Annotated in this window: 27 protein-coding genes and 1 pseudogene; 17 read left to right on the forward strand and 11 right to left on the reverse strand. The window is 41.8% G+C overall.

Translation table 11 applies throughout. The annotated features are described in order from the left end of the window. Positions 1-167: 167 nt before the first annotated feature. From ACXJY6_RS17140 to ACXJY6_RS17155, 4 genes are read left to right on the forward strand one after another with little or no spacing between them, the layout of a single operon-like run. Positions 168-1,034: a winged helix-turn-helix domain-containing protein gene (locus tag ACXJY6_RS17140; RefSeq protein WP_458769081.1), complete on the forward strand. Its 867-nt coding sequence runs from the start codon at positions 168-170 to the stop codon at positions 1,032-1,034. Beyond that, positions 1,025-1,570, forward strand: coding sequence for a regulatory protein ToxS (locus tag ACXJY6_RS17145; RefSeq protein ID WP_456052598.1), 546 nt, complete (start codon positions 1,025-1,027; stop codon positions 1,568-1,570). The genes ACXJY6_RS17140 and ACXJY6_RS17145 overlap by 10 nt, the downstream gene beginning before the upstream one ends. A gap of 14 nt (positions 1,571-1,584) precedes the next feature. Beyond that, positions 1,585-2,340 carry a sulfite exporter TauE/SafE family protein gene (locus ACXJY6_RS17150; protein ID WP_458769082.1) on the forward strand — a complete coding sequence of 252 codons (756 nt, stop codon included), beginning with the start codon at positions 1,585-1,587 and terminating at the stop codon, positions 2,338-2,340. A gap of 28 nt (positions 2,341-2,368) precedes the next feature. Then, positions 2,369-2,650 carry an Rdx family protein gene (locus ACXJY6_RS17155; protein WP_456052600.1) on the forward strand — a complete coding sequence of 94 codons (282 nt, stop codon included), beginning with the start codon at positions 2,369-2,371 and terminating at the stop codon, positions 2,648-2,650. A 14-nt stretch (positions 2,651-2,664) separates the two neighbouring features. Here ACXJY6_RS17155 and yfcE read toward each other — a convergent pair whose 3' ends face one another. The 5 genes from yfcE to ACXJY6_RS17180 are packed head-to-tail and all read right to left on the reverse strand — an operon-like array spanning position 2,665 to position 5,532. Further along, positions 2,665-3,213: a phosphodiesterase gene (gene yfcE / locus ACXJY6_RS17160; RefSeq protein ID WP_458769083.1), complete on the reverse strand. Its 549-nt coding sequence runs from the start codon at positions 3,211-3,213 to the stop codon at positions 2,665-2,667. Between the two features lie 52 nt (positions 3,214-3,265). After that, positions 3,266-3,673 (reverse strand): CBS domain-containing protein, encoded by a 408-nt coding sequence (locus tag ACXJY6_RS17165; protein WP_456052602.1) that lies wholly within the window; start codon positions 3,671-3,673, stop codon positions 3,266-3,268. After that, entirely contained in the window at positions 3,670-4,020 is a 351-nt protein-coding gene (locus ACXJY6_RS17170; protein WP_456052603.1) for a P-II family nitrogen regulator, read from the reverse strand. The genes ACXJY6_RS17165 and ACXJY6_RS17170 overlap by 4 nt, the downstream gene beginning before the upstream one ends. Next, positions 4,010-4,801, reverse strand: a complete 792-nt coding sequence (locus tag ACXJY6_RS17175; protein ID WP_458769084.1) for a DUF1538 domain-containing protein — start codon at positions 4,799-4,801, stop codon at positions 4,010-4,012. Before ACXJY6_RS17175 ends, ACXJY6_RS17170 begins: the two co-directional genes overlap by 11 nt. Next, positions 4,798-5,532 (reverse strand): DUF1538 family protein, encoded by a 735-nt coding sequence (locus ACXJY6_RS17180; protein ID WP_458769085.1) that lies wholly within the window; start codon positions 5,530-5,532, stop codon positions 4,798-4,800. Before ACXJY6_RS17180 ends, ACXJY6_RS17175 begins: the two co-directional genes overlap by 4 nt. Positions 5,533-5,713: 181 nt before the next feature. Between ACXJY6_RS17180 and ACXJY6_RS17185 the strand changes: the two genes are divergently transcribed. Continuing rightward, the gene (locus ACXJY6_RS17185) at positions 5,714-6,652 is read left to right on the forward strand and encodes a TIGR01777 family oxidoreductase (RefSeq protein WP_458769086.1); all 939 of its coding nucleotides are present in this window, start codon (positions 5,714-5,716) and stop codon (positions 6,650-6,652) included. Then, a complete protein-coding gene (locus ACXJY6_RS17190; RefSeq protein ID WP_458769087.1) occupies positions 6,649-7,470 on the forward strand; it encodes an SDR family oxidoreductase in 822 nt (273 codons plus the stop codon). The genes ACXJY6_RS17185 and ACXJY6_RS17190 overlap by 4 nt, the downstream gene beginning before the upstream one ends. Before the next feature lie 90 nt (positions 7,471-7,560). Here ACXJY6_RS17190 and ACXJY6_RS17195 read toward each other — a convergent pair whose 3' ends face one another. Continuing rightward, complete coding sequence (locus ACXJY6_RS17195) at positions 7,561-8,016, reverse strand: NfeD family protein (RefSeq protein WP_458769088.1); 456 nt, start codon at positions 8,014-8,016, stop codon at positions 7,561-7,563. Positions 8,017-8,018: 2 nt separating this feature from the next. Next, positions 8,019-8,954 (reverse strand): SPFH domain-containing protein, encoded by a 936-nt coding sequence (locus ACXJY6_RS17200; RefSeq protein WP_456052609.1) that lies wholly within the window; start codon positions 8,952-8,954, stop codon positions 8,019-8,021. A 188-nt stretch (positions 8,955-9,142) separates the two neighbouring features. Between ACXJY6_RS17200 and ACXJY6_RS17205 the strand changes: the two genes are divergently transcribed. Further along, positions 9,143-9,997 carry a co-chaperone YbbN gene (locus ACXJY6_RS17205; protein WP_458769089.1) on the forward strand — a complete coding sequence of 285 codons (855 nt, stop codon included), beginning with the start codon at positions 9,143-9,145 and terminating at the stop codon, positions 9,995-9,997. 96 nt (positions 9,998-10,093) lie between these two features. On the opposite strand, the gene ACXJY6_RS17210 is transcribed toward ACXJY6_RS17205, so the two are convergent. After that, positions 10,094-12,037, reverse strand: coding sequence for a BRCT domain-containing protein (locus ACXJY6_RS17210; protein ID WP_458769090.1), 1,944 nt, complete (start codon positions 12,035-12,037; stop codon positions 10,094-10,096). A gap of 148 nt (positions 12,038-12,185) precedes the next feature. After that, positions 12,186-13,070: a cell division protein ZipA gene (gene zipA / locus ACXJY6_RS17215; protein WP_458769091.1), complete on the reverse strand. Its 885-nt coding sequence runs from the start codon at positions 13,068-13,070 to the stop codon at positions 12,186-12,188. Between the two features lie 236 nt (positions 13,071-13,306). Here zipA and cysZ point away from each other — a divergent pair, with 236 nt between their 5' ends. From cysZ to crr, 5 genes are all read left to right on the forward strand, one after another. Continuing rightward, the gene (gene cysZ / locus ACXJY6_RS17220; protein ID WP_458769092.1) at positions 13,307-14,050 is read left to right on the forward strand and encodes a sulfate transporter CysZ; all 744 of its coding nucleotides are present in this window, start codon (positions 13,307-13,309) and stop codon (positions 14,048-14,050) included. 162 nt (positions 14,051-14,212) lie between these two features. Then, positions 14,213-15,181, forward strand: coding sequence for a cysteine synthase A (gene cysK / locus ACXJY6_RS17225; protein WP_456052614.1), 969 nt, complete (start codon positions 14,213-14,215; stop codon positions 15,179-15,181). A gap of 288 nt (positions 15,182-15,469) precedes the next feature. Continuing rightward, positions 15,470-15,727: an HPr family phosphocarrier protein gene (locus ACXJY6_RS17230; RefSeq protein WP_456052615.1), complete on the forward strand. Its 258-nt coding sequence runs from the start codon at positions 15,470-15,472 to the stop codon at positions 15,725-15,727. Positions 15,728-15,853: 126 nt separating this feature from the next. Then, complete coding sequence (ptsI, locus tag ACXJY6_RS17235) at positions 15,854-17,578, forward strand: phosphoenolpyruvate-protein phosphotransferase PtsI (protein WP_456052616.1); 1,725 nt, start codon at positions 15,854-15,856, stop codon at positions 17,576-17,578. A 103-nt stretch (positions 17,579-17,681) separates the two neighbouring features. Further along, positions 17,682-18,191, forward strand: a complete 510-nt coding sequence (gene crr, locus ACXJY6_RS17240; protein WP_456052617.1) for a PTS glucose transporter subunit IIA — start codon at positions 17,682-17,684, stop codon at positions 18,189-18,191. Between the two features lie 75 nt (positions 18,192-18,266). Here the strand turns inward: crr and ACXJY6_RS17245 are convergent, their stop codons facing one another. Continuing rightward, entirely contained in the window at positions 18,267-19,418 is a 1,152-nt protein-coding gene (locus ACXJY6_RS17245) for a 2-octaprenyl-3-methyl-6-methoxy-1,4-benzoquinol hydroxylase (protein WP_458769093.1), read from the reverse strand. 266 nt (positions 19,419-19,684) lie between these two features. Between ACXJY6_RS17245 and miaB the strand changes: the two genes are divergently transcribed. The 5 genes from miaB (at position 19,685) to lnt (ending at position 25,332) form a co-directional block, all read left to right on the forward strand. Then, positions 19,685-21,109, forward strand: a complete 1,425-nt coding sequence (gene miaB, locus ACXJY6_RS17250; RefSeq protein ID WP_456052619.1) for a tRNA (N6-isopentenyl adenosine(37)-C2)-methylthiotransferase MiaB — start codon at positions 19,685-19,687, stop codon at positions 21,107-21,109. A 71-nt stretch (positions 21,110-21,180) separates the two neighbouring features. Next, positions 21,181-22,290 carry a PhoH family protein gene (locus ACXJY6_RS17255; protein WP_458769094.1) on the forward strand — a complete coding sequence of 370 codons (1,110 nt, stop codon included), beginning with the start codon at positions 21,181-21,183 and terminating at the stop codon, positions 22,288-22,290. Positions 22,291-22,321: 31 nt separating this feature from the next. Continuing rightward, a complete protein-coding gene (gene ybeY / locus ACXJY6_RS17260; RefSeq protein WP_458769095.1) occupies positions 22,322-22,783 on the forward strand; it encodes an rRNA maturation RNase YbeY in 462 nt (153 codons plus the stop codon). A 111-nt stretch (positions 22,784-22,894) separates the two neighbouring features. Continuing rightward, a complete protein-coding gene (gene corC / locus ACXJY6_RS17265; RefSeq protein ID WP_456052622.1) occupies positions 22,895-23,770 on the forward strand; it encodes a CNNM family magnesium/cobalt transport protein CorC in 876 nt (291 codons plus the stop codon). A gap of 26 nt (positions 23,771-23,796) precedes the next feature. Next, positions 23,797-25,332 carry an apolipoprotein N-acyltransferase gene (lnt, locus tag ACXJY6_RS17270; RefSeq protein ID WP_458769096.1) on the forward strand — a complete coding sequence of 512 codons (1,536 nt, stop codon included), beginning with the start codon at positions 23,797-23,799 and terminating at the stop codon, positions 25,330-25,332. Here the strand turns inward: lnt and ACXJY6_RS17275 are convergent. Continuing rightward, positions 25,322-25,792: pseudogene (locus tag ACXJY6_RS17275) on the reverse strand (zinc ribbon-containing protein). The gene lnt and the pseudogene ACXJY6_RS17275 sit on opposite strands and share 11 nt — an antisense overlap. Positions 25,793-25,888 lie beyond the last annotated feature (96 nt).

Consider the following 25,888-nt stretch of genomic DNA (forward strand, 5'->3'; position numbering starts at 1 on the left):
TCAAGGCTTGAAATAGTTTAAAATAATATTTTTTTGAATTATTTCCATAAAGTCAGACTCTAATTCAAAAAATTACCGAGTATATCTCCTGAACTTTCCCTTAACTCTGTCTATGGGATAATGATGATCATACTCTTCACCTTTCAAACTAAAGCCGAAATATATCAATGAATATCATAGACTTAAAATTCATTTTGGCAAAACGATATACCTTCACTCCTAATAGCAATACGTTAGTTGATGATCGTTCTCCCAGTGAAATACAACACCTTGGAAGCAATGAAAGCCGCATCTTGCAGTATTTTGCCTTACACCCAAATCAAATTGTTCGACGCGATGACCTACATGATTATGTTTGGCGTCAACAAGGGTTTGAAGTGGACGACTCCAGTTTAACTCAAGCAATATCGACATTACGTAAAACACTTAACGACTCGATAAAATCACCCATGTTTATTCGCACGGTCCCGAAGCAGGGGTACCAATGGATTGCAGAAGTGGAAGCCGCCAGTTTTGAAAAATCACAACAAAATTGTGAGACAGAAGCGTCATCGACAAGTATTGATCAAGTTCAAACCAACGATTCCAAGCTCATCAGTTTGCCAATAGACTCTAGTACACAAGAACCCATTGCCAAGCAGAATGTTTTTCAATACGCTCCTAGTGGTTCAATCAATCAATCATGGTTGGTTAAGCTTCTAATATTAATCGCTATATTAATTCCAGTAACCACGCTGTATGGATTCGATGCCAAACATGCATTTTTGCAACCAGTAAAACAGATTGATGACATTGAAGTCTTATTTCCAGCTTCCCATCCAGATATCGATTTTTGGTTGCCAGAAGTTGAACGATGCATCAGTATATACAACAAATTTCATTCTAATCAGCCTAAGCCAAATAAAGTTATTGTTACTGGTGGCCAAGAAAATACATTAATGCTCAATTATCTTTACAATGAAGAGAACATTGATCTCAGTAGAACGGTTGTGATATCGAAAACACAACCTGAATGGATACGTGTATGCCAATAATTCGAATGACTGCACTTAAGCTTTCGATGGCGTTAATACTAATATCACTGGGACTCAGTGGTTGGCTCTATTGGGTAAGTGATGTCAAAACCGAACAACTACTCACCTCAAGAGAGTGGCAATCCCGCATTAATAGTTTTATCGACTATGATGATTCTGATCAAAAAGAGGACTCTCAGTTCCTCCATATAACAATTAACTCTAATGTAAAATACCTTCCTAATAATACCTACATTAGGATGTCGATAATCAAAGTTTACAATGAGATAACTTCGGCTGAATCTCATATCGATATTTCCGAAACAGGTACTTGGGAAATAAGCGATGATTACTTACTTATATCCCCGACAGAGTTTAAAGACGTGTCGACTAACCACAATCAAGCTCTCACTCAAGATCAGCTCGACATCGTTACTCAGTTCTATAAAATAGACGCACAGCAAAGTCGCCGCATCGATATCATTAATCAAAATACACTTTTACTGGTCGGGCTAAATCACGAATCAGTGACGCTATACGCTCACGATCTTCCCTAAGGAATAATATCTACATGGAATGGTTTAATACCACGACACTGTTCATTGGTTCGTTAATCTCCAATACTATGGCATCACTATCAGGTGGCGGAGCAGGCCTGCTTCAATTTCCATTATTAATCTTTTTGGGACTGCCCTTCTCAATCGCTCTTGCAACACACAAACTTGCAAGTGTTGCTCTTGGATTAGGAGCAACCATCACCCATTTAAAACGAGGTGGTTTATCCTATGGTTTTATCAGCTACCTAATCGTTATTGGCAGTATTGGGGTTATCACGGGAGCACATTTGGTATTACTGATACCAGGTGATATTGCAGAAAAAGGACTTGGAATTACCATTCTTTCACTTGGTATTTATTCACGCGTTAAAAAACAGCTGGGACAAGAAGATATCCCCGTGCGACGTGACACAAAGGGCTACATACTCGGTGCATTATTTCTTATCGTAATCGGTGTTATCAATGGCTCGATTGCTGCAGGTTCTGGGTTACTAGTCACCATATTTCTAGTGCGTTGGTTTGGTTACAGTTACAAGCAAGCCATCGCACTGACTATGATCAGTGTCGGATTGTGTTGGAATGGGATTGGGGCTGCTGCTATTACTGTTGCAGGAGCTGAAATCTATTGGGCTTGGCTACCTATTCTTCTTGCTGGTTCATTCCTTGGTGGCAGTTTGGGTGCGTACTTAATGAAACGCCTGAGTAATTCAAGCATTAAAATTGCATTCGAAATACTCACCTTTGCCGTTGGAATAAAACTGCTACTTTAGTTAGCGCTCATTCAATTGGAAACGTCTCATGATTAAAGCGAATATAGAGATCTACTATTGTAGGCAATGTAATTGGATGCTGCGTTCTACGTGGTTGTGCCAAGAGCTACTACATACTTTTAGTGAAGAAATCGAGCGTGTATCTCTCCATCCAGATACCGGAGGCCGATTTGAGGTATTTTGCAATGGTCACTCGATTTGGGAACGAAAACGTGATGACGGGTTTCCTGAGGCAAAAGTGCTAAAACAGCGAGTGAGAGACATTATTGCTCCCGACCGTGACCTTGGCCATTCCGATCGGAAAGCATAATCGAAGTTTGGCATTTATGCTAAATCGACACTACGTAACACTTCACCTTCAAACGTTAAAACTGACAATTGTTTACAATCCAGGATTCCGTAAGAAGGGCTGAATCCGTTACGAGGAAATGTCACAGAGCCGGGATTAAATAAGTAGCAAGATTCGATATGCTCAGCAACAGGGATATGAGTATGCCCATGCATCAAAACATCTTGACGAGAGACTGGCGGTAGTTGTGCAGCATGGTAGACATGCCCATGGGTTAGAACCAAACGTCGACCGTCTTCAAGTAAGACCCACGCCAAATCACTCATAATGGGAAAGTTCAGTAACATTTGGTCGACTTCACTATCGCAATTTCCACGTACCGCAATAATTCGATCGGCATACTGATTTAGAATCTCAGACACAGCAACTGGATTATAGCTTTCTGGAATCGGATTTCTGGGGCCATGATTTAACAAGTCTCCCAATAAAATAAGCTGACTAGCGCCAGATTCTAAAAAGGCAGTAATCAGCTCTTTTGTCGCCGCTTCTGAACCATGTATATCAGAGGCAATAAACAGTTTCATCTTTCTACTCAATGTAAAATGTTAACATTGGTCTAGTGTAAAACGATGAAGATCAATCGTCACCATCAAATATCGCGTTCATGACCATATTGTTGTAACTGATCATCCCAATCAGTTCGCCATTCTCAATAACTGGCGCACGGCTAATACCAAAACGTTCAAATAATCTGGCGCAATATTTTACTTTCATCTCAGGTTCGACGGCTAATGCTGGCTTAGTCATAATTTCATAGATGTTGACCCTCTTTGGAGAACGATCTTTCGCCAGAACTTTCTTAGCGATATCATTCATTAAGACAATGCCAAATTCATCCTCTTCATTTCTTTTTTCCACGATAAGCGCTTTAACCTGATGTTTACGTGCAACTTCTATAGCTTCATATACTGTCGCCAAGCCATCGACCATGGCATAGCTGTTACTCATCACGTCTCGAACACGCATTATATCTTGCTTTCTCATAGCTCATCCTCAACAACTTTTGTTAATTCTTGTACTTGGTGAGTGATACCCACAACGTCTTCAACATCAATTTGAAGTGCAATGCCTTGTCCAGATTCTGTTTCAAACTCACCAATCCGATTGATGGTTTCCAAAATATGTCGAGACAAGTGTTCCTCGACAACAAAAAGCAGAACATCTTTTTGTACTTCAAGGGTCAACCCCATAAAGGTCTTCTTCTGATTAATCCCTTCTCCGCGAGCATTATTTATGACCGTTGCCCCCGTTGCCCCAGCCTCACGAGCGGCATCAAGTACTTTGTCTGTTTTTCCATCTTCCACAAAAGCGATAATTAATTTAAAGCGCATTGTCATTCTCCGATGCAGAGTTTCGCTTATTGAGCCACTCTACAAGTTGTGCATAGCCCATCACCGAGATAATCGGAAACAGACTCGCGAAAGCAATTAATCCAAATCCATCAATAAGCGGGCTTCGACCCGGTACTGTAGATGCTAACCCTAAACCTAATGCTGCAACAATAGGCACCGTAACTGTCGATGTCGTTACACCACCTGAATCGTACGCCAATGGAACAATCAACTTCGGCGCAAAGAATGTTTGTATAACCACAACAATGTAACCGGCGATAATGTAGTAATGAATCGGATCCCCGACCACAATACGATAGCACCCTAATGAAATACCAATCGCGACACCCAGTGCAACCGCAATCCTTAATCCTGTGACTCCAATAGCTCCTGCTGATACTTGATTCGCTTTCAAAGCGACGGCTATCAATGATGGCTCAGCAATCGTGGTGCTAAATCCGATACAAAATGCGAACAGATAAATCCAATAATAATCGAACCAATACCCATTTCCTTTTGCCCACATGCCTGAGGCGAGAAATTCAGGTGTGGTTAACTGTGCTGCCATCATTTCGCCGAGCGGAAATAAAGCCAATTCCAGCCCCATAAGGAATAAAGACAAACCTAAAATGACATAACCAAACCCAAAAATGACATTTTTTAAGTTCGCGACAGGGCGACGCAATACTGCAAATTGAAACACAAATAGAATTGCCGCGATGGGGAGTACATCTCGAATTGTCGAAATTAAAGTGGAGAAAAAGTGTGTAAGTTCACTCATGACACCACCATCCCGAATACCATGACAAACATCATAGGAAGTAAAGAAGCAAAAGCAATTAAGCCAAAGCCATCAAGCATCGGATTTCTCCCCTTAATTGAAGAGGCCAGCCCAACACCTAAAGCGGTCACTAGCGGCACGGTGATTGTTGAAGTCGTCACACCGCCACTATCGTATGCAATGCCAATAATAAACTCGGGAGCTAATAACGTTAATAATACAACTGAAATGTAGCCACCAATAATCATATATTGAATAGACCAACCTTTAAGAATCCGGACAACCCCAAGCACAATCGCAAGACCAACAGAAAAAGCAACGGTTAACCTTAACCCCATCGCATAACCATCCATAGCCGTCTGTGACTGGATAATCACCCCTCCATTAGCGGCAACACTGGCCGCTTCTGCAGCAATGGCGGTGAGTGCAGGTTCAGCAATCGTCGTTCCAAATCCTAAACAAAACGAAAATATCAATAACCAAGCGATACTTCCCTTTCTAGCGAAGGCCTGAGCCATCGTTTCTCCAATTGGGAAAAGCCCCATTTCTAGGCCGTAAATAAAAAATGTTAGCCCCATGACCACTAAAAGAAGACCAAGAGAAATCTCTAATAAGTTAGGTATCGGTTGCTGTAAAACCACAAGTTGAAAAAAAGAAATAACGATGACGATCGGAAGCAGGTCTTTAAAACTATTAAGCATCGATTTAAGTAATGTCGCTAATGCTTGCATACTTCCTCCATCTTTATGCCCATCAAATATTTTGTTTGTTATCAAAATTGTAGCAGGTCGATAATGACTTTCCTTATTGAATGCCCAACAAAGCGCATAATTATTTAAAAGTATGACATTGGATCAAATGGCGCTGTCGTTTATGCTTAGTAAACTTCAATTGCAATAAAAGGTAGAAGCCATGCGCATATTGATTACAGGCGCGACAGGGTTAATCGGAACGCATCTAGTGCGACTATTAGCTAGTGAACATAATCAATTTGTAATTGTGACTCGTCATATTGAAAATGCTCAAGATGCACTCAGTATGATTGATGGTCTCAATGCAGAGTACCTCGATAGCCTAAATGACCTCACGGATCTTAACGATATTGATGCGGTGATAAACCTAGCAGGAGAACCTATTGCGGACCGTCGCTGGACACTTGCTCAAAAAAGGAGAATCTGCAACAGTCGTTGGGAAATGACACAGAACATCGTCGAACTTATTGCCCAAAGCAAAACAGCTCCAAGTGTGTTCATCAGTGGTTCAGCCGTAGGCTACTATGGTGATCAAGGCTCTAACATCATTGATGAAAAGCAAGGGATAAAACGCGACGGATTTACTCAATATGTGTGTAAGACATGGGAAGATATTGCGGCAACTGCAGCATCAAATACCACTCGTGTTTGCTTACTTCGCACTAGCGTTGTTTTAGCAAATAATGGTGGTGCATTAAAGAAAATGAAACTTCCATATCAACTCGGGCTCGGCGCAAGAATTGGTCACGGACAACAATATATGCCCTGGATTCATATTGCAGATATGGTGTCCGCGATTAACCATATCTTACACGATGATTCTCTCTACGGGCCGATCAACCTTTGTGCGCCACTCGCAGCCCAAAACTACGTATTTAGTGAAACACTGGCAAAAACACTGCACCGCCCTCACTGGCTATTTACCCCCACGTGGTTTATCAATACTTTAATGGGAGAGTCCGCACAACTACTGACCGACAGCATTCGCACCGAGCCAACAAAATTAATGGCATCATCGTTTCAATTTCAGTTTCCGGAACTTAGCCAAGCTTTAGGGAATCTTCTGATCGAAAATAGCACCAAGGAATCAATACAGTGAAATCAATTTTAATAACAGGCTGCTCTTCTGGAATAGGCTATACCGCCGCTCACGCATTACATAAAAGAGGCTACCAGGTCATTGCATCTTGCCGCCAGATTGATGATGTAAACCGCCTTGTGGAAGAAGGATTAACTTGTATTCATCTTGATCTTGCGAATACCGATAGCATTATCGCTGCGGTGAAACAGACTCTCGAACTGGCGAATGGTCAACTTGATGCTTTATTTAATAATGGTGCTTATGGTCAACCAGGAGCACTCGAAGATTTACCTACCGATGGCTTAAGAGCACAATTCGAAACGAATGTATTTGGCTGGCATGAACTAACAACTCAATTATTGCCACACTTTCGCCAACACGGTTCTGCTCGAATCATTCAAAATAGCTCTGTACTTGGGTTCGCCGCATTAAAATATCGCGGGGCATATAATGCATCAAAATTTGCTATCGAAGGATGGAGCGATACCCTGCGCCTAGAATTGCTCGACACTGATATCAAGATAGCGATTCTTGAGCCTGGCCCAATTGAAACCCAATTTCGTACCAATGCGTTGGAGGCATTTAATCGCTGGATTAACGTCAAAAATAGTTACCATGAAAAAATATATAAAATACAAATGGATCGGCTCAATAGTGAAACATCCAATAATCGCTTCGTATTACCTGCTGAAGGATGTTTGCCTGCGATATATCATGCCTTGGAAGCACCATCGCCGAAACTGCGTTATAGAATCACTCAGCCAACTAAAGTGTTTGCTGTTTTAAAGCGAATATTACCCGGAAAGTTACTCGACAAATTGCTTGCGAAAGGGTGAGATGCGAGTCGCTAGAAACAAAAAACGTAACCAATGTTAGTCTCATCGGTTACGTTTTCATTAATCATCGATATTAGAAGTGGTTAAGAGTTAATCAACTCGCTCTACCGTTAGCAGCCCGACTTCCATATGAACAATTTGAACTTCCGTACCAGCTTCGATAGGTTGCTTTGCTTTTACTTTCCATTCAATACCTGAATATCGATGGTTCACCCTGTGCCCAACCAGTAATTCATCAGTTAAGAAAAAGCGATGACCAATCATGTCGTTCGTCGTTTTGGTTGAATCGACTTTATTCTGCAAACGTTTCATCGGCTTCCAGCTAAAGAGCGCAACGAGCGTTGAAATAATGGCAGTGGCTAATAAAGAATTCATCACAGTTTCTGGGAAAACGCCCAAAAACATCAATACTCCCACCGCTATCATTCCAATTCCGACAAAGATCAGCACAAAGGTCGAGAAACCAAGAACGAGCACTTCTATCGCAAGTAACAGCAATCCGATAACAACATAGCTTTGCGCCAAGTTCGATAAGATATAGTCCATAATTAGCCTTTATTTAAGCTCTTAATAATCGTCATCGCCTGAGCAACCACCGAACTCGCATCATTACCATTATCGGGTAACAAGACGACAGATGATTCTTTCGCAATCGCCGCTTTTGCTTCAATAGCCTTAGTCGCTAGGTCAAGCTGAATTGCCTTTTGGCCTTGTTCTGTATTGGCCGCCTCACCGACTTTCTGCAGTGCTTGAGCTTGTGCATCTGCAACTGCAATAATGGCTCTTGCTTCACCTTCCGCACGAAGAACTTGCTCTTCTTTTTCCGCTTCAGCTTGAAGTACGACTGATCGCTTTTGACCTTCAGCTACGTTAATAGCTGCTTGACGATCACCCTCTGACTCGAGGATTTGAGCTCGTTTGACCCGCTCCGCTTTCATTTGTGTTTCCATCGCTTCCATAACGGTTTGCGGTGGCACAATATCTTTTATTTCATAACGTAGAACCTGAATACCCCAAGGACTAGCGGCTTCGTTGATTGCCGCAACAATATTGGTATTCAGTGCATCGCGCTCTTCAAATGTTTTATCTAATTCCATTTTTCCGAGCTCAGAACGCATTGTGGTTTGCGAAAGTTGAGTCACCGCAAACACGTAATCATCCACACCATAGCTGGCTTTGTACGGATCTAATACTCGGAAGTAAAGAACGCCATCAACACTTAGCGAAATGTTATCTCGGGTGATCGCACTTTGGCTTGGGACATCTACGGCTTGTTCTTTCAACGAGCGATCAGCACCAACATGATCAATAAATGGAACGATGAAATTTAATCCAGCTTCCCGGGTTGATTGATACTTGCCAAAACGCTCAATAAGATACGCTCGGTTTTGTGGAACAAAAATAATTGAAGATTTTAAAATAACAATCGCAAGTATGAGAAGAACAACTTCCACTCTTAATACATATTCCAATACTAAATCCATAGAAACCTCAGTAAGCCCAATTAACATCAACCTTAAGAATAACGAGTTACCAAGGCAAATCAATCTGCCACCTCATAAAACATTAATTATTAATGAGAATATAGATCGTTTTTCCAATGCCTCTAACTTGATTTTCGATGGCTTAGCCCATATCTTGATTTGATAGTGATGAACAGTTGGACATTAAAATGCAAACGCCAAACCCAGTCGAAATAACGCAACATAATTTACGAGAAGTCATTGAAGGATCCATGACTACACCAGTATTAGTCTACTTTTGGGCTCCTGCCGAACCAGAAAGTGGCGCGTTGATCGAACCCATAAGACAGCTCACCCAGCAGTACCAAGGAGCCTTCACTCTAGCGCTACTCAACTGTCAACAAGAACAAGCGGTAGCAGCGCAATTTGGCGTCCAAGTTCTTCCTACATTTGCCTTATTTTCACAAGGACAAGCGGTCGACGGTATTGGCGGACCACAAACAATTGAAGCGATTAATGCCCTACTCGAACGTCACTTGCCAAGCCAAGATGAGCGTAACTTTGAGCAGGCTAAACAGCTAATATCTCAAGAACAATACCAACAAGCATTACCTTTGTTAACGTCGATACAAGAGCCCCTATCTTCTCGCGGTGATGTGTTACTAGCACTAGCGGATTGTTATTTGGAAACCCAACAATTTGACTTAGTTGAACCACTATTAGCAAAAGTCACGATGGAGTACCAGGACGGCTACTACACCAAATTACAGGCCAAGCTCACACTGCATGAGCAAGCATCGAATAGCCCTGAAATCACATCATTGGAGGCGACATTTGCAGCAAATTCAAGCGACACACAAGTGGCTTTAGAGTTGGCAAGTCAATACCATGGCGTCAACCGTGACGAAGATGCTCTCGAGCTACTATGGACATTCTTGAGCAAAGATCTCAATGCGCAAGATGGTGAAATGAAAAAAGTCTTTATGGATATTCTAAACGCGCTCGGCCAAAGTAACCCACTGGCGAGTCGCTTTCGTCGTCAGCTCTATTCATTGCTTTACTAAGTTAAGCGATTTTTAACTTCTTATAGACACAAAAATGGACGCTCTCTTTATTGTATTTTCAAAGGGCGTCCATTTTGATTTTTCCTCAATGTATTTCTAGCCAATTAGGTCTAGATACGCTTGTTCCGTCAACACCTCAACTCCTTTTGCTTGCGCCGCGTTTATCTTGGTTTCACCCACTTTTGCACCGGTGACTAAATAGTTGGTTTTTCCAGTAACCGATTTCCCAACTTTAGCGCCAAGCAACTTCGCTTGTTTTTCCATATCACCACGAGAGCCCTGCTGCATTGAACCGGTAAACACGATCATTTTGCCCGCGATTGGAGAAGCAGTACCACTGTCAGCCTGTTTCGCCGTCACACTGAGGGTGAATCCAAGCTCATAGACCTTGAAAAACTCATCTCTAATATTCGCAAGCCCAGCAACAATGGCTTCAGCGCTGAGCAAGGCAAAACCATCAATTTCGACGATGGCCTCAGCAGAAACATCAAATAACTCAGTGATTGAATAGACTTGAAGCAATTTTTCACAATTTCCGCCACCTAAACGACTCACTCCAAAAGCCGATAGAAAACGCCAATCTTCAACTTCAATTTCTCGACTTGCAATAAGCTGATCGTAAAGATTTTGTGACGTTTTATCACCAAAGCCGAACTCCGAGAATTGCTCTACCGTTAAGTCATAAATCTCATGAATATGCCTAACGCCAAATTGGCTCAGTTTTTCAATCACTTTTGGCCCAAAGCCATCATTATTTGCTAAGGTTTTAAAGAAATGTATCAGAGTATTCTCAGTCTGTGCGGGACAGTCACTCTTATTTGGACAAATTAAATGGTCCGATTCCCACAACAAAGATGAATGACAGCTTGGACATGCGTCAGGAAGTTGTGGCTCAACGCTTTTAATCACCTTTTCAATCTTCGGTATCACTAGACCACTTCTTACAATTTGTACCATTGCCCCAGGACCAACACCATTGGTTTTCACCATATTATAATGGTGAACCGTAACCCGACTGATGGTTGCACCACTGATTTTAGTCGGCACCAATTCAGCAACGGGAGACACTCGTCCAGTTCGAGATGTTTGTGGTATCACGTTTATCACTTCAACTTGAGCTGATTCTTCATTGATTTTAAAAGCAATCTGCCAGCGATGAAACTTGCGAGTCGCCCCCATATTCTCTTTGATACGCTCGTCAGTGACTTCTAAAATAACGCCATCAACGTCAAAAGCAACCGCATTCCAAATCTGTTCGACAATGACGTCGAAATCATCAAGCAAAGTTTGGTAATGCCCAGTCCAATTATCGATTAATGAAAATGGATAGAAGACACAAGCACCGTCGGTTATCGCTTTTAAGACTCGTTCATCGACATTTTTCTCTGCAATAATAGCGGCTTGAATGTTGCGCGAATTTTCGAAATGGTCACTGAGCTGATGTTCGAAATAATCTTTATTGATAACGATTTCACCGGCGCCTAGCCCTCGTTGCCCGTGATTTGCAACTTGTAGACCTCGCTCAAAAGCGCGAGTTACGTCTTGCCCTTTAACACCATCGCCTCGCGTGTAGAGCTTTTCTCCATCATCATATGCCGCGTACCCATCTAGCTTTGGGGTTACTCGAACCTGAATAGTGTCACTCTCAATAGATAATAATTCGGCCGATTTTAAAATTCGATCCAGCCATTTTTGAATTTCGCCCTTTGAATACGCTTTATCCGTTGAAAGCATCTTTTGCGGCAATGCAACGGTCTTTCCAACATTGACTGACTCAGGCTCAACAGAGAGCACAAATGGATGGTTGGGATTATTTTTCGCAAATAAACGACTGGCCTGATCGTAATTCGAATCACTCAAGATTGGGCTTCCTGAACGATAAAATGCGTTCGTCACTTCTAATAAAGTCAAAAGCTCACTATTACTTAAGTTCTCAACATCATTACTTCTGATTGCAGCTTCAAGTTTTGTTAATTCAACATCTACTCCTAACTGTTCTATAAAGGAAATCTGTGCGTCATTAAACTCAAATTCAGACATTATATTTACCATTTCAATTTATGTATTTTATGATTTTAAAAGCCGAGGTACGGCATTTATCATTGCGCTATTGTTTCAATTTGCCGCTAAATAACGTTTACCCACGACAAAAAAAAGGCCCCCAAAGGAGCCTCTCATTTTACCACTTCTAACCATTCTTGGCTTTAAACTCTTTGATTTGTTGTCGGTATTGAGCAAGGCGGTCTGGTGTCATTAGATTACGACGTTCATCTAAAACATTGCCTCCCATGTCATCCGCAATTTGCTGAGCAGTACGCAACATCACTTTGAAGTTTTGCTCCGAATCACCAAAACAAGGGAGCGTCATAAAGAATGAAATACCTTTAGTAGTAAATTCATTAGGATCATCATGCTTCAATGTTCCTGGCTGCATCATGTTTGCGACACTAAACAATATCTTTCCTGTACCCGATAAATCGGCGTGACGGTGGAAAATATCCATTTCACCGTAGAGCAATCCATTTTGCTTCATGCTATCGAACAGTTTAGTGCCGACAAACGGTTCACTGGTTGCACAATGAACATTGAGAACTAACACTTCAAAAGGATCTTCTTCAGGCTCAGGTTCAGCGGGTGCTTCTGGTGTACTAATTGGAGTTTGTGCTTCGACTTCAGGTTCAGTGAGTTCAGGCTGTTGAGCAAGCGCTTCTTGAAAACGAGCCTCGGCTTCTTCAGATGACATATCGGCGAAGTCGTCATGATTTTCATAACTATCGATCAAAGGGTCAATTTCACGAGAAGTAAATGAATCATCAGCATCGGGTGATGCAGGGACATCAAACGTAAATGCTGGTTCTTTACGTGATTTTTTCTCTTCTACATCATCTTTCTTGGTATTAAAAAAAGAACGGGGTGGCGGTGAAGTCGGCTCATCATCACTTTCTATCTTACCTAGAGGTTTATTGCCAAATTTTGACTTTCCATCTTTTCGGCTAGTCCAAAGACCATGAAACAATAGCGCAGCTATAGCCAGTGCACCTACAATTATGAGTACGAATCGCAATTCTTGCATTATAAACTCTCAGTTACTCGAATTCTTAGATCGACCACTATTAACATAGTGTCGCTTAGTTATCATAGCTCAGTTTTTCTTATCTGGTCACTTTAACAAACTTTAAAGGCGATTTTGAATAGGATATTGTGAGAAGTTATGAATTAACAGGAATTTTTTTCACAATTATTCTAATTAGCTAGGTTAGAATACTGGAAATTTCGTCCTAACTACGTATTAAAAAATAGGAATCTACCATGACTTTAGAAAAACACTCCGGTTTTGGCTACTTCTTCTACGGAGCCAAGCTTGCAATGGCTCCGGGGCTTCGTCGATACGTTATGTTTCCCTTGTTAATAAATTTTATTTTAATTGGTGGCGCACTCGCCTTTCTGTTTAATCAAATGGGAGGGTGGATCGATGGTGTTATAGGCCTGTTGCCTGACATGCTTTCATGGTTAAGCTATGTATTATGGCCGCTAATTTCTTTGGTTATCGTTGTTATATTCATGTACTACTTCAGCACTCTAGCAAATATTATTGCGGCACCGTTTAGTGGTCTACTTGCTGAAAAAGTAGAACAAAAGTTACTTGGAATCGAACCTAAACAAGAAAGTCTTACGGCTTTTTTTAAAGATATCCCTCGAATTTTGGCACGTGAATGGCGAAAACTGGTTTATACGATCCCCAAAATGATTGGGCTATTTATACTCCTATTCATTCCAGTAATCGGACAAACTGTTGGGCCATTTGCATGGTTTATTTTTACCTCGTGGATGTTTGCTATCCAATATTGTGACTACCCTTTTGACAATAATAAGGTCGACTTCATCACAATGAGAGACCAACTAAAGCAGAAAAAAGGCTGTGCTTATGGGTTTGGGGTTATGGTTACCCTATTTACAACCGTCCCTGTTGTAAATATGTTCGTTCTTCCAGTCGCTGTCTGTGGAGCAACTGCCATGTGGGTAACAGAATTTCGCCAAGCATCACTGCGATAATTATATTGGAGTAACGATACCCACTATCGTTACTCCCTATATGTTATAACTTTTTAATCCTTTTCCGTTTCAATCTGACGTTCTATTCTTAATTAACATTAACAAACAACGACGTTTCCATCGTTTGAAACGCCCAAACGTGAATTCAAGGATATATTAACTATGAGCAAAATCTACGAAGATAACTCACTTGCAATTGGTAACACTCCTCTTGTTCGTCTTAACAAAGTTAGTAAAGGCAATGTATTGGCTAAAGTTGAAGCTCGTAACCCTAGCTTCAGCGTAAAATGTCGTATCGGTGCAAATTTGATTTGGGATGCTGAAAAATCTGGCAAACTAAAAGCAGGTATTGAACTTGTTGAACCAACCAGTGGAAACACCGGTATTGCACTTGCTTTCGTTGCTGCAGCTCGTGGTTACAAATTAACGTTAACCATGCCTGAGTCAATGAGCTTGGAGCGTCGTAAACTTCTTAAAGCATTAGGAGCAAACCTAGAGTTAACAGAAGCTGCTAAAGGCATGAAAGGAGCAATTGCAAAAGCTGAAGAAATCGTTGCAAGCGATCCAAGCAAGTACCTGCTGCTTCAACAATTTAATAACCCAGCAAACCCAGAGATTCACGAAAAAACAACGGGACCTGAAATCTGGGATGCTACTGATGGCGAAGTAGATGTTCTAGTTGCAGGTGTCGGAACTGGCGGAACCATTAGTGGTACAAGTCGCTACCTTAAAAATACTCAAGGTAAAGCAATTACATCAGTAGCGGTAGAACCAACGGAATCACCAGTGATCGCGCAAGCAATCGCAGGCGAAGAAATCAAACCAGCACCGCATAAGATTCAAGGGATTGGAGCGGGCTTTATTCCAGGAAACTTAGATTTATCACTGATTGACCGCGTTGAAGCCGTATCATCTGACGATGCGATCGAAATGACACAACGACTAATGAAAGAAGAAGGTATTCTAGCAGGAATATCATCTGGTGCAGCCGTTGTAGCAGCAAATAGAATTGCAGAACTCCCTGAATTTGCTGATAAAACTATCGTTGTTATTCTTCCTAGTTCAGGTGAACGTTACCTAAGTACAGCATTGTTTGCAGGTATATTCTCTGAAAAAGAGAACCAACAATAATATGTAGTGAAATCAAATTTTCGCATAAAAAAGCCCCTTATAGGGGCTTTTTTGTTGATCCTAGCGCCACCTTTGGTAATATCGGGCTTACTTTATTTTAAGCTTCAAAATAAAGATCAAACCTAGAGTTATGAAGTTGTCATCATCACTGATGTTAACTTATTAGAGAGGAGTCGATTCTCAGCAACGAAGACTCAGCAAACAGCACATGCTAATTGTTGAAAATTGTTAAGTTACGACAACCTCTATAACGAAACTAAAATAATATATTAAATTGGGGTATACAACATGTACGAGAAGCAAGTAAAAATCACTGCTGAAAACGGTTTACACACTCGACCTGCTGCACAATTCGTTAAAGAAGCGAAAACTTTCGATGCCGATATTACTGTTACTTCAAACGGTAAAAGTGCAAGTGCTAAAAGCCTGTTCAAACTTCAAACTCTTGGACTAGTTAAAGGAACTGAAGTAACTATCTCTGCAACTGGCGCTCAAGAAAAACAAGCGGTTGATCATCTAGTTGCCCTAATGGATCACCTAGAGTAATCATACTTTCAACAGAGCCGTTATTAAGCAACGGCTCTGTTGGTATTTACTCATGTCTATCCAACACATTTTTATTTCGCAGCTATTTTCAATCCCGTCTAATGTTAACCAGTTTAAGGTAAAGCTATGATTTCAGGTATCCTAGCATCTCCTGGTATTGCTATCGGTAAAGCACTACTACTTCAAGAAGATGAAATTGTCCTAAACACCAACACCATTTCCGATGACCAAGTAGAAGCGCAAGTTGAAGCTTTCTACACCGCACGTAATAAATCAAAAGAGCAACTTGAACTCATCAAGCAAAAAGCGTTAGAAACCTTCGGTGAAGAAAAAGAAGCCATCTTTGAAGGTCACATAATGTTGCTTGAAGATGAAGAGCTAGAAGAAGAAATCTTAGCTCTTATCAAGAACGACAAACTTTATGCCGATAACGCTATTCATACTGTTATCGAAGAACAAGCTGTTGCGCTTGAGTCGTTAGATGATGAGTACTTAAAAGAACGAGCAACTGATGTTCGTGATATCGGCGCTCGTTTCGTAAAAAATGCTCTTGGTATTACTATCGTTAATCTTGCAGCCATTAACGAAGAAGTCATTCTAGTCGCTTACGATTTAACTCCGTCAGAAACCGCACAAATCAATTTAAATTACGTTTTAGGTTTTATTACTGACATTGGTGGTCGTACATCGCACACCTCAATCATGGCTCGTTCTCTTGAACTTCCAGCGATTGTTGGTACTAATGACATCACTCAAAAGGTAAAACATGGTGATATGTTAGTTGTTGACGCGATCAACAATAAAATCATCATTAACCCTTCTGATGCTGAAATTGAAGAAGCGAAAAAAATTAAAGAAGATGTTCTTGCAGAAAAAGCAGAACTGGCAAAACTAAAAGATCTACCAGCAGAAACGCTTGATGGACATCGTGTCGAAGTATGCGGAAATATTGGTACAGTTAAAGACTGTGATGGTATTTTACGCAACGGTGGTGAAGGTGTTGGTCTATACCGCACTGAGTTTCTTTTCATGGATCGAACGGCTTTACCAACTGAGCAAGAGCAGTACGAAGCATATAAAGAAGTTGCGGAATCAATGCATGGCGAATCCGTGATTATTCGTACCATGGATATCGGTGGAGATAAAGACCTTCCGTATATGGATCTTCCACAAGAGATGAACCCATTTCTTGGCTGGCGTGCGATTCGCATCAGCTTAGATCGTCGCGATATCCTTCGTGCACAATTACGCGGTATTCTGCGTGCATCAGCGCACGGTAAACTTCGTATCATGTTCCCAATGATTATCTCAGTTGAAGAAATTCGTGAGCTAAAAGCTGCACTTGAAGAGTACAAAGTAGAGCTTCAATCAGAAGGCTATGCTTTCGACAAAAACATCGAAGTCGGTGTGATGGTTGAAACTCCAGCAGCTGCTGCAATTGCCCATCACCTTGCTAAAGAAGTTGAGTTCTTCTCAATCGGAACTAACGACCTGACCCAATATACATTGGCGGTTGACCGTGGTAACGAGATGATCTCACACCTTTACAACCCACTATCTCCTGCTGTATTAACTGTGATTAAGCAAGTGATTGATGCATCTCATGCTGAAGGCAAGTGGACAGGCATGTGTGGTGAGCTTGCGGGCGATGAAAGAGCGACTCTTTTATTACTAGGTATGGGTTTAGATGAATTCTCTATGAGTGGTATTTCTATTCCTGTCGTTAAGAAAACAATCCGAAACTCTAACTTTGCAGAAGTTAAAGCAATGGCGGAAGAAGCACTTTCTTTACCAACGGCAGAAGAAATTCAAGCTTGTGTTGATAAATTTATCGCAGAAAAAACTCAGTAATCGCTTCATTCTAATAGACATTAGATGACAAATATGTCGTCTAATGTCTATGCTTGGTATATTATACCGAAAATTGAATGATTAAATCCTAGGAGCACAGCACATGGGTCTGTTTGATAAACTAAAAAAATTAGTGTCCGATGACCGAACAGAAGTTGGAGCAATCGAAATAATCGCCCCTCTTTCAGGTGACATTGTAAATATTGAAGACGTGCCAGACGTTGTTTTCGCAGAGAAAATCGTTGGTGATGGTATTGCGATTAAACCAAATGGCGACAAAATTGTCGCGCCAGTTAATGGTACCATTGGTAAGATTTTTGAAACAAACCACGCATTTTCTATTGAATCAGATGAAGGTGTAGAGCTTTTTGTCCACTTCGGTATTGATACTGTAGAACTTAAAGGCGAAGGGTTTACTCGTATCGCTGAAGAAGGTCAATCCGTTAAAGCAGGCGATACAGTGCTTGAGTTTGATTTGGCTTATCTACTTGAAAATGCGAAATCGACTTTAACACCTGTCGTTATCTCGAACATGGATGAAATCAAAGAGTTGAATAAACTTTCTGGTGCGGCCGTGGTTGGAGAAACGCCAGTTTTACGTGTAACGAAATAATCGCATATTTTGTTAGGTCTAAAAAAACGCCGCTTAGCGGCGTTTTTTTATGATTCAACGAAACAAACAACGGTCCTAGTAACCTAGTGCATAGCGAAGCGCTCGCTTTTTTAAAGGTCCTGCATGCTGGGCTGTTTTCAGAGCAATATTACGCATCAATTTCAACGGCATGATATCATTGCTAAACAGTTTGTAAAAAACATCCATCCCACTTTGCATCGCTAAATTATCAATTTTTCTATTTTTCTGGTACTGCATAAACATTTGCTCAGTTAACATCGAACTTTCGCTGGTTTGTTTCAATAACTCCCTGACATCTTTAAATCCCAAATTTACGCCCTGGCCAGCCAATGGATTTATCGTATGTGCAGCATCACCAACAAGGACACAATGTTTAGAAACATAACTTTGCGCATGACGACGAACCAATGGGAATGAACCATGATCACTCACTTCAACCTCCCCTAATTGATTAGGAAAATGCCTTTCTATTTCTTCTTTTAACTGAACTGAGTTCATTGCCGATAGCTGACGAATACGTTGTGGTGAGTCATACCATACCAACGAAGCTTGATGTCCACCCATTGGTAAATACGATCTCGGTCCTGAAGGAAAAAACTGCTGCCAAGTAACGTCTTCTTGCACTAGCGTAGTCTTAACATTAATCAACATGCAGTGATGACGATAATCCCACGCAGTGACTCCGATATTAGCAAATGTGCGCACTTTAGAATTGGCCCCATCAGCGCCAACCACCCAATCAGCCGCAACCTTTTCCCCAGACGACAGATGCAAAATGGAATTTTCAGCAAACTCGATCGCATTGATCTCATCTGGACACAACACGGTTAGGTTTGGATAAAGTGAAAACTGTTGCCACAAGCCTAGCTGTATAACGCGGTTTTCTACCATATACCCCAATTGATTAAGTGCTATTTCTTCTGCGAAAAACGATGTCTTACAATTTTCATGTTCCCACGTTTCCAAGCCCTTATACGGACATATTCTCATCTTCTCAATCGCAGGCCACACTCCTAACTGCTGCAGAAACTCAACCGAAGCCATCGATATTGCCGACACTCTAAGATCCATAGGTTGCTCAGCGTCAAAAGCACACGGTGGCGTTTGTTCAATCAGCACGACCTCTCTACCCTGCTGAGCTAAACCCAACGCGGTTGCTGCACCAACCATTCCGCCACCGACTACGGCTAGTTCCACTTTTTTCATCGTCATCATCGCTAACTATTTGATTTTGTATTCTGATTTTTAATTGTACGATCTTCATATCAGATTGCGAATCTATTTCGGTTATATCACTACTTAAAATAAGGCTTCTCTCGCTATATAACCTTGGTTTAAATTGATTGTTGAGATTGACTAGTCAGTGACTTTTTAAAGCAGTACAATACGCGGCTACCACGAAATCGGATAACCAACCAGTATTTACCCGAATGGGTCAATGACACCAAAAATTGATAATACGAGCGAAAGAAATGAGTAAGAAACTGCTAATTAAAACTTGGGGCTGTCAGATGAACGAATACGATTCATCGAAAATGGCCGACCTACTCAATGCAACAAATGGCTATGAGTTAACAGAAGTGCCTGAGGAAGCAGATGTACTACTACTGAATACCTGTTCTATTCGTGAAAAAGCGCAAGAAAAAGTCTTTCATCAGCTTGGCCGTTGGAAAACCTTAAAAGATAAAAAACCGGGCGTTGTTATCGGTGTCGGTGGCTGCGTTGCCACTCAAGAAGGTGACCATATTCGTGAACGAGCTTCATTTGTCGATGTTATTTTTGGCCCTCAAACGCTGCACCGTTTGCCTGAAATGATTAAACGCTCTCATGATGATCATGCACCGGTGATGGATATTTCATTCCCAGAGATAGAGAAGTTCGATAACCTGCCTGAACCCAAAGCAGAAGGTGCAACCGCATTCGTCTCTATCATGGAAGGATGCTCAAAATATTGTACTTACTGTGTCGTGCCTTATACTCGAGGCGAAGAAGTCAGTCGCCCAATGGATGACGTTCTATTTGAAGTAGCACAACTTGCTGAGCAAGGCGTACGTGAGGTCAACCTATTAGGCCAAAACGTGAATGCCTACCGAGGCCTAACACATGACGGTGATATCTGTTCATTCGCCGAATTACTAAGACTTGTCGCCTCTATTGATGGTATTGACCGCCTTCGCTTTACCACCAGTCATCCATTAGAGTTTACCGATGATATCGTTGCTGTGTATGAAGACACCCCAGAGTTAGTGAGCTTTTTGCACTTGCCCGTTCAAAGTGGCTCCGATCGTATTTTAACCATGATGAAGCGACCGCACACCGCCATCGAGTATAAATCTATTATTCGTAAGCTGCGTAAAGCTCGCCCTGATATTCAAATTAGTTCCGACTTTATCGTAGGCTTCCCAGGTGAAAGCGATCAAGATTTCGCAGATACGATGAAATTAATCCGTGATGTGGATTTCGATATGAGCTTTAGCTTTATCTTTTCACCACGCCCAGGCACTCCGGCAGCGGATTACCCATGCGATCTCTCTGAAGAAACGAAAAAAGAACGTTTGTATGAACTGCAACAAACGATCAATACTCAAGCAATGCGCTATTCACGTCTAATGCTTGGGACAGAACAACGCATTATTGTCGAAGGCCCATCGAAAAAGAACTTGATGGAACTTCGCGGACGTACCGAGAACAACCGTGTCGTGAACTTTGAAGGCTCTGCTGACCTGATTGGTCAATTCGTTGATGTTAACATAGTTGATGTCTTTGCAAATTCACTTCGTGGTGAGTTAGTCAGAACCGAAAGCGAAATGAACCTGCGTATTGCGGTATCACCATCCGCAATGATAGAAAAGACCCGTAAAGAAGATGAGCTTGGAGTAGCAACGTTTACCCCATAATCTCGGATAACAAGTCACAAAGTGCCCGGTCGCAATCGGGCACTGCGTTATGACAGAATTGAGAGGCAACATTGAGTACGAAAATAGTAACATTAGAGATCGACTTAGAACCTTCTGATAACCGCCGCCTTGCCAGTCTTTGTGGTCCATTCGATGATAATATCAAACATTTAGAGCGCCGATTAGGGGTTGAAATAAATCACCGCAGTGAGCACTTTACTGTTGTTGGTAAACCTCATACTGCCTCGGCCGCAATCGATATTTTGCGCACTCTTTATGTTAATACAGCTCCTATTCGTGGTAATACTCCAGACCTCGAACCCGAACAAGTTCACTTAGCCGTCAAGGAATCGGGTGTACTTGAGCAAGACACGACTGAAGCGTCGATTGTCTATGGTAAAGAAGTCACCATTAAGACAAAGAAAGGGGTAATAAAACCTCGCACGCCAAATCAAGCGCAATACCTAATGAATATGGTGACGCACGACATCACGTTCGGTATTGGTCCTGCCGGTACAGGTAAAACTTACCTCGCGGTAGCAGCAGCGGTTGACGCACTTGAACGTCAAGAAATCCGTCGTATTCTACTTACACGCCCAGCGGTCGAAGCCGGCGAAAAGCTTGGTTTTCTCCCTGGTGACCTGAGTCAGAAAGTCGACCCATATTTACGCCCACTTTACGATGCATTATTTGAAATGCTTGGCTTTGAACGTGTTGAGAAGCTCATCGAACGCAATGTTATCGAAGTTGCTCCGTTAGCTTATATGCGTGGGAGAACGTTAAACGACGCCTTTATTATCCTCGATGAAAGCCAAAACACCACGGTAGAACAGATGAAAATGTTCCTTACTCGTATTGGCTTCAATTCTAGAGCGGTTATCACTGGAGATGTCACTCAGATCGACTTACCACGCGGAGCCAAATCTGGCTTACGTCATGCAGTGGAAGTCCTTAGTGACGTCGATGATATCAGCTTCAACTTCTTTATTGCTGAAGATGTGGTAAGACACCCAGTGGTCGCTCGAATCGTCAACGCCTATGAAAAATGGGAAGCTAAAGATCAAAAAGAGCGCAAAGAAATCGACCGGAAACGACGTGAAGAACGTGAAACTCAACAAGCCGAAGCATTAACACGCGCTGCACTTGCCGTGACCACGGCTCCACAAACAGACTCGAATTAGCGGTTAAACTCACGCTTGGAATTGATAGAAAATGGCCATTGAACTTGATCTACAGATCGCGACAGAACATTCAGGAAATTTGCCTTCTCACCATCAGATTCAAGAGTGGGTAGATAAGATCATTACCCCATTTCAAGCTGAAGCTGAACTTACTGTACGGCTTGTCGACGAACAAGAGAGCCAACAACTTAACTCTCAATATCGTCACAAAGACAAGCCAACAAATGTGCTCTCTTTTCCCTTTGAGGCTCCACCAGAAGTCGAATTAGCTCTATTGGGTGATTTAGTCATTTGTTGCCCAGTAGTTGAACGGGAAGCAAAAGAACAGAATAAGACGCCAATAGCACATTGGGCTCATATGGTTGTACATGGCTGTTTGCATCTGCTAGGTTATGATCATATTGACGATGATGAAGCCGAAGAGATGGAAGCTCTGGAAGCTGAAATCATGCTTGATATTGGGTATAACGACCCTTATATACTAGAAAAGTAGTAGGAAAATACATAACTTTAATGATAAAAAAATCGCTGTTAATGCAGCTAATTTTTTATCATTATCATGTGTGCTATCACACATCTGATAGCCTAAGTAAACAGAGATAAAATGAACGAAGACAATTCGCAAAGCGCAGACGGTCCCAGTCGAAAGACATTTTTAGACCGTATAGGACAAATCTTTCAAGGTGATCCCAAGGATAAAGACGATCTCGTCGAGGTTATCCGAGGTTCAGAGGTCAACGATTTAATCGATCACGACACGCGGGATATGCTCGAAGGCGTCATTCAAATCGCCGATATGAGAGTCAGAGATATTATGATTCCTCGCTCTCAAATGGTGACTGTCGATATCACCGACTCTCTCGATCAAATCGTAACGCTTATTTCCGATGCACAACACTCCCGATACCCTATCGTCAGTGAAGACAAAGACCATGTCGAAGGTATTCTACTAGCCAAAGACCTCCTGAAATATCTAGGCTCTCAAAGCGCACCGTTTACTATCACCGAAGTGACTCGTCCTGCTGTTGTCGTTCCAGAAAGTAAGCGCGTCGATCGCTTACTGAAAGAGTTTCAAGAAGAGCGCTACCACATGGCGATTGTTGTTGATGAATTTGGCGGAGTATCTGGGGTTGTCACCATCGAAGATATCCTCGAAGAAATCGTCGGTGATATCGAAGATGAAACCGACGAAGAAGATGAAAGATATATCCGTCAGTTAAGCAAGCATACTTTCTCTTTAAGTGGTTTAACCACCATCGAAGACTTTAACGAAACGTTTGGCACTCAGTACAGTGATGATGAAATCGATACCGTTGGCGGGTTAGTAATGACAGCATTCGGTCATCTACCTGAACGTGGTGAGTTGGTATCCGTTGGCGAATTCCAGTTCAAAGTAACCAACTCTGATAACCGCAGAATTGTCCAATTACAGGTCACCATTCCCGATGATGACTCATCATCTGAGCCTGACTCTCCATAACGTTTTGGTATTTGGAACACATATCAATGGTTAAATTTACAACCTCTATTTGGTTACGCTCCGGCGTAACCTTATTTGTTGGTGCAGCAACTTCTCTCGCTTTTGCTCCCTATTCTATTTGGCCAGTTGCCATTCTTTCTCTAGCATTTCTCATAAATCTATCAACTCAACAATTGTCATGGAAAAGTGCTTTTTCTGTTGGCTGGCTTTGGGGGCTTGGGTTATTTGGCTTAGGGTTAAGCTGGGTTCATGTCAGTATCGATACCTTTGGTGGCGTCCCACCAATTGTCAGTGTGATTCTGTTATTTTTTCTATCTGCGTATTTGGCATTATTTCCAGCGTTATTTTCTGTGCTGGTACAAGGCTGTTGGCAACAAAAACCAACCTATCGATTTCTTATTGCCGTCCCCGCATTTTGGTTAGGCATTGAGGGGTTACGTGGCTGGTTATTTACAGGGTTTCCTTGGTTATGGCTTGGATACAGTCAAATCGACTCTCCTTTAGCCGGTTATGCTCCTGTCGGCGGTGTTGAATTAATAAACATGATTGTTGCATTGGCCGCTGGCTCACTCGTTTACTACTGGCAACAACGAAAACTCATCGCACTGCTACCGATCGTATCCATATTTATCGTCGCCTACTCACTCAATAATATTCCATGGGTCACCTTGAAAAAGGGAACCGATACAACGATTGCCCTTATTCAAGGAAATATCGACCAAGAAATAAAGTGGCTACCTTCGCAACGCTGGCCGACAATAGAGAAGTACACGCAACTTACCGAACAAAATATCGATGCTGATATCATCATTTGGCCCGAAGCGGCTATCCCGGCATTTGAATCTGAACTACCCCATTTTTTCGAAATCATTGATCGATTTGGCAAAGAAGAAAATATCGCGATTATGACTGGAGTATTAAATCAACTTGATGCTCAAACATTTTATAACAGTATTCTCGTGCTTGGGGAAAGTGGTCGCGGTGAGTATCAGCATGACATCGACGCTCTTTACCACAAACATCACTTACTGCCGTTTGGTGAATTTGTTCCATTCGAAGAGTGGCTTCGCCCTATTGCTCCGATCTTTAATTTGCCAAACTCAGCGTTTTCGCGTGGTGACTATATTCAAAAGAATATCTTCGCTAATCAACGCTATTTTATCGCAGCATTGTGTTATGAAATCATTTTTGGTGAGCAACTTCGAGATAATTTTACGACTCAAACCGACTTTATTTTAACCCTATCCAATGACGCATGGTTTGGTGACTCAGTTGGACCACTGCAACATATGGAGATCGCGAGAATGCGAGCTCTCGAATTAGGTCGCCCATTAGTACGTGCAACCAATACTGGAGTGACTGCGATAACAGATCCAAAAGGAAAAATCATCGAACAAATCCCTCAGTTTGAAGTGGCTGTATTGAAAAAAACCATTAGCTCATATCAAGGCCTAACCCCATACGTTAAATATGGAAGTTGGCCCATCTATATGATCCTATTGTCTGCATTGATACTCGCACGTTTAACCACACGAGATAAATCAAGCTCTACTAAGGCTTGATAGGCAGTCGACGAAAGTGATGATTACCACACTCAGTACAATCACTCACCGCGGTGGGATGATTGTACTCAACACGATGACCACACTTCTCACAACCCAACGTACCTAATCCGATGATATCGCCAGTCTGATAAGTGCCTTGGGTTTCGAGTTCATGAAAAAACTCCGTTTGCTCAATAAAAGTTTTATCCGAAATTTCTGCTAATCCTTGCCAGATAGAATTTTCAATCATCAAATAAAACGGCCCACTTTTACTTTCTTCATAACTCTGAGCAAACTCATTTAAATCCGCCTGGACATAAGCCGAAATTAAAGAAAGTTCATCTTTCGTCATATCAGATGCGGCATGGGCAACCTTTTCTGACGTTTGAACCACGTCTTCGAGGTCTTATTGGTTGATTTTGAGTTTATTGATCACCGTTTCAAGCAAAGAAACGTATCCTGCGCTGCGTTTTGGCATAACTTACCTCCATCAAACCAGATTGGCTATTGTTGTGCACTGCTGCTTTAGGTATTCTATGTCGATCTAAAAGTCGCTGTTCTAATTGAACTCACA

Source organism: Vibrio phycocola (assembly GCF_054404255.1).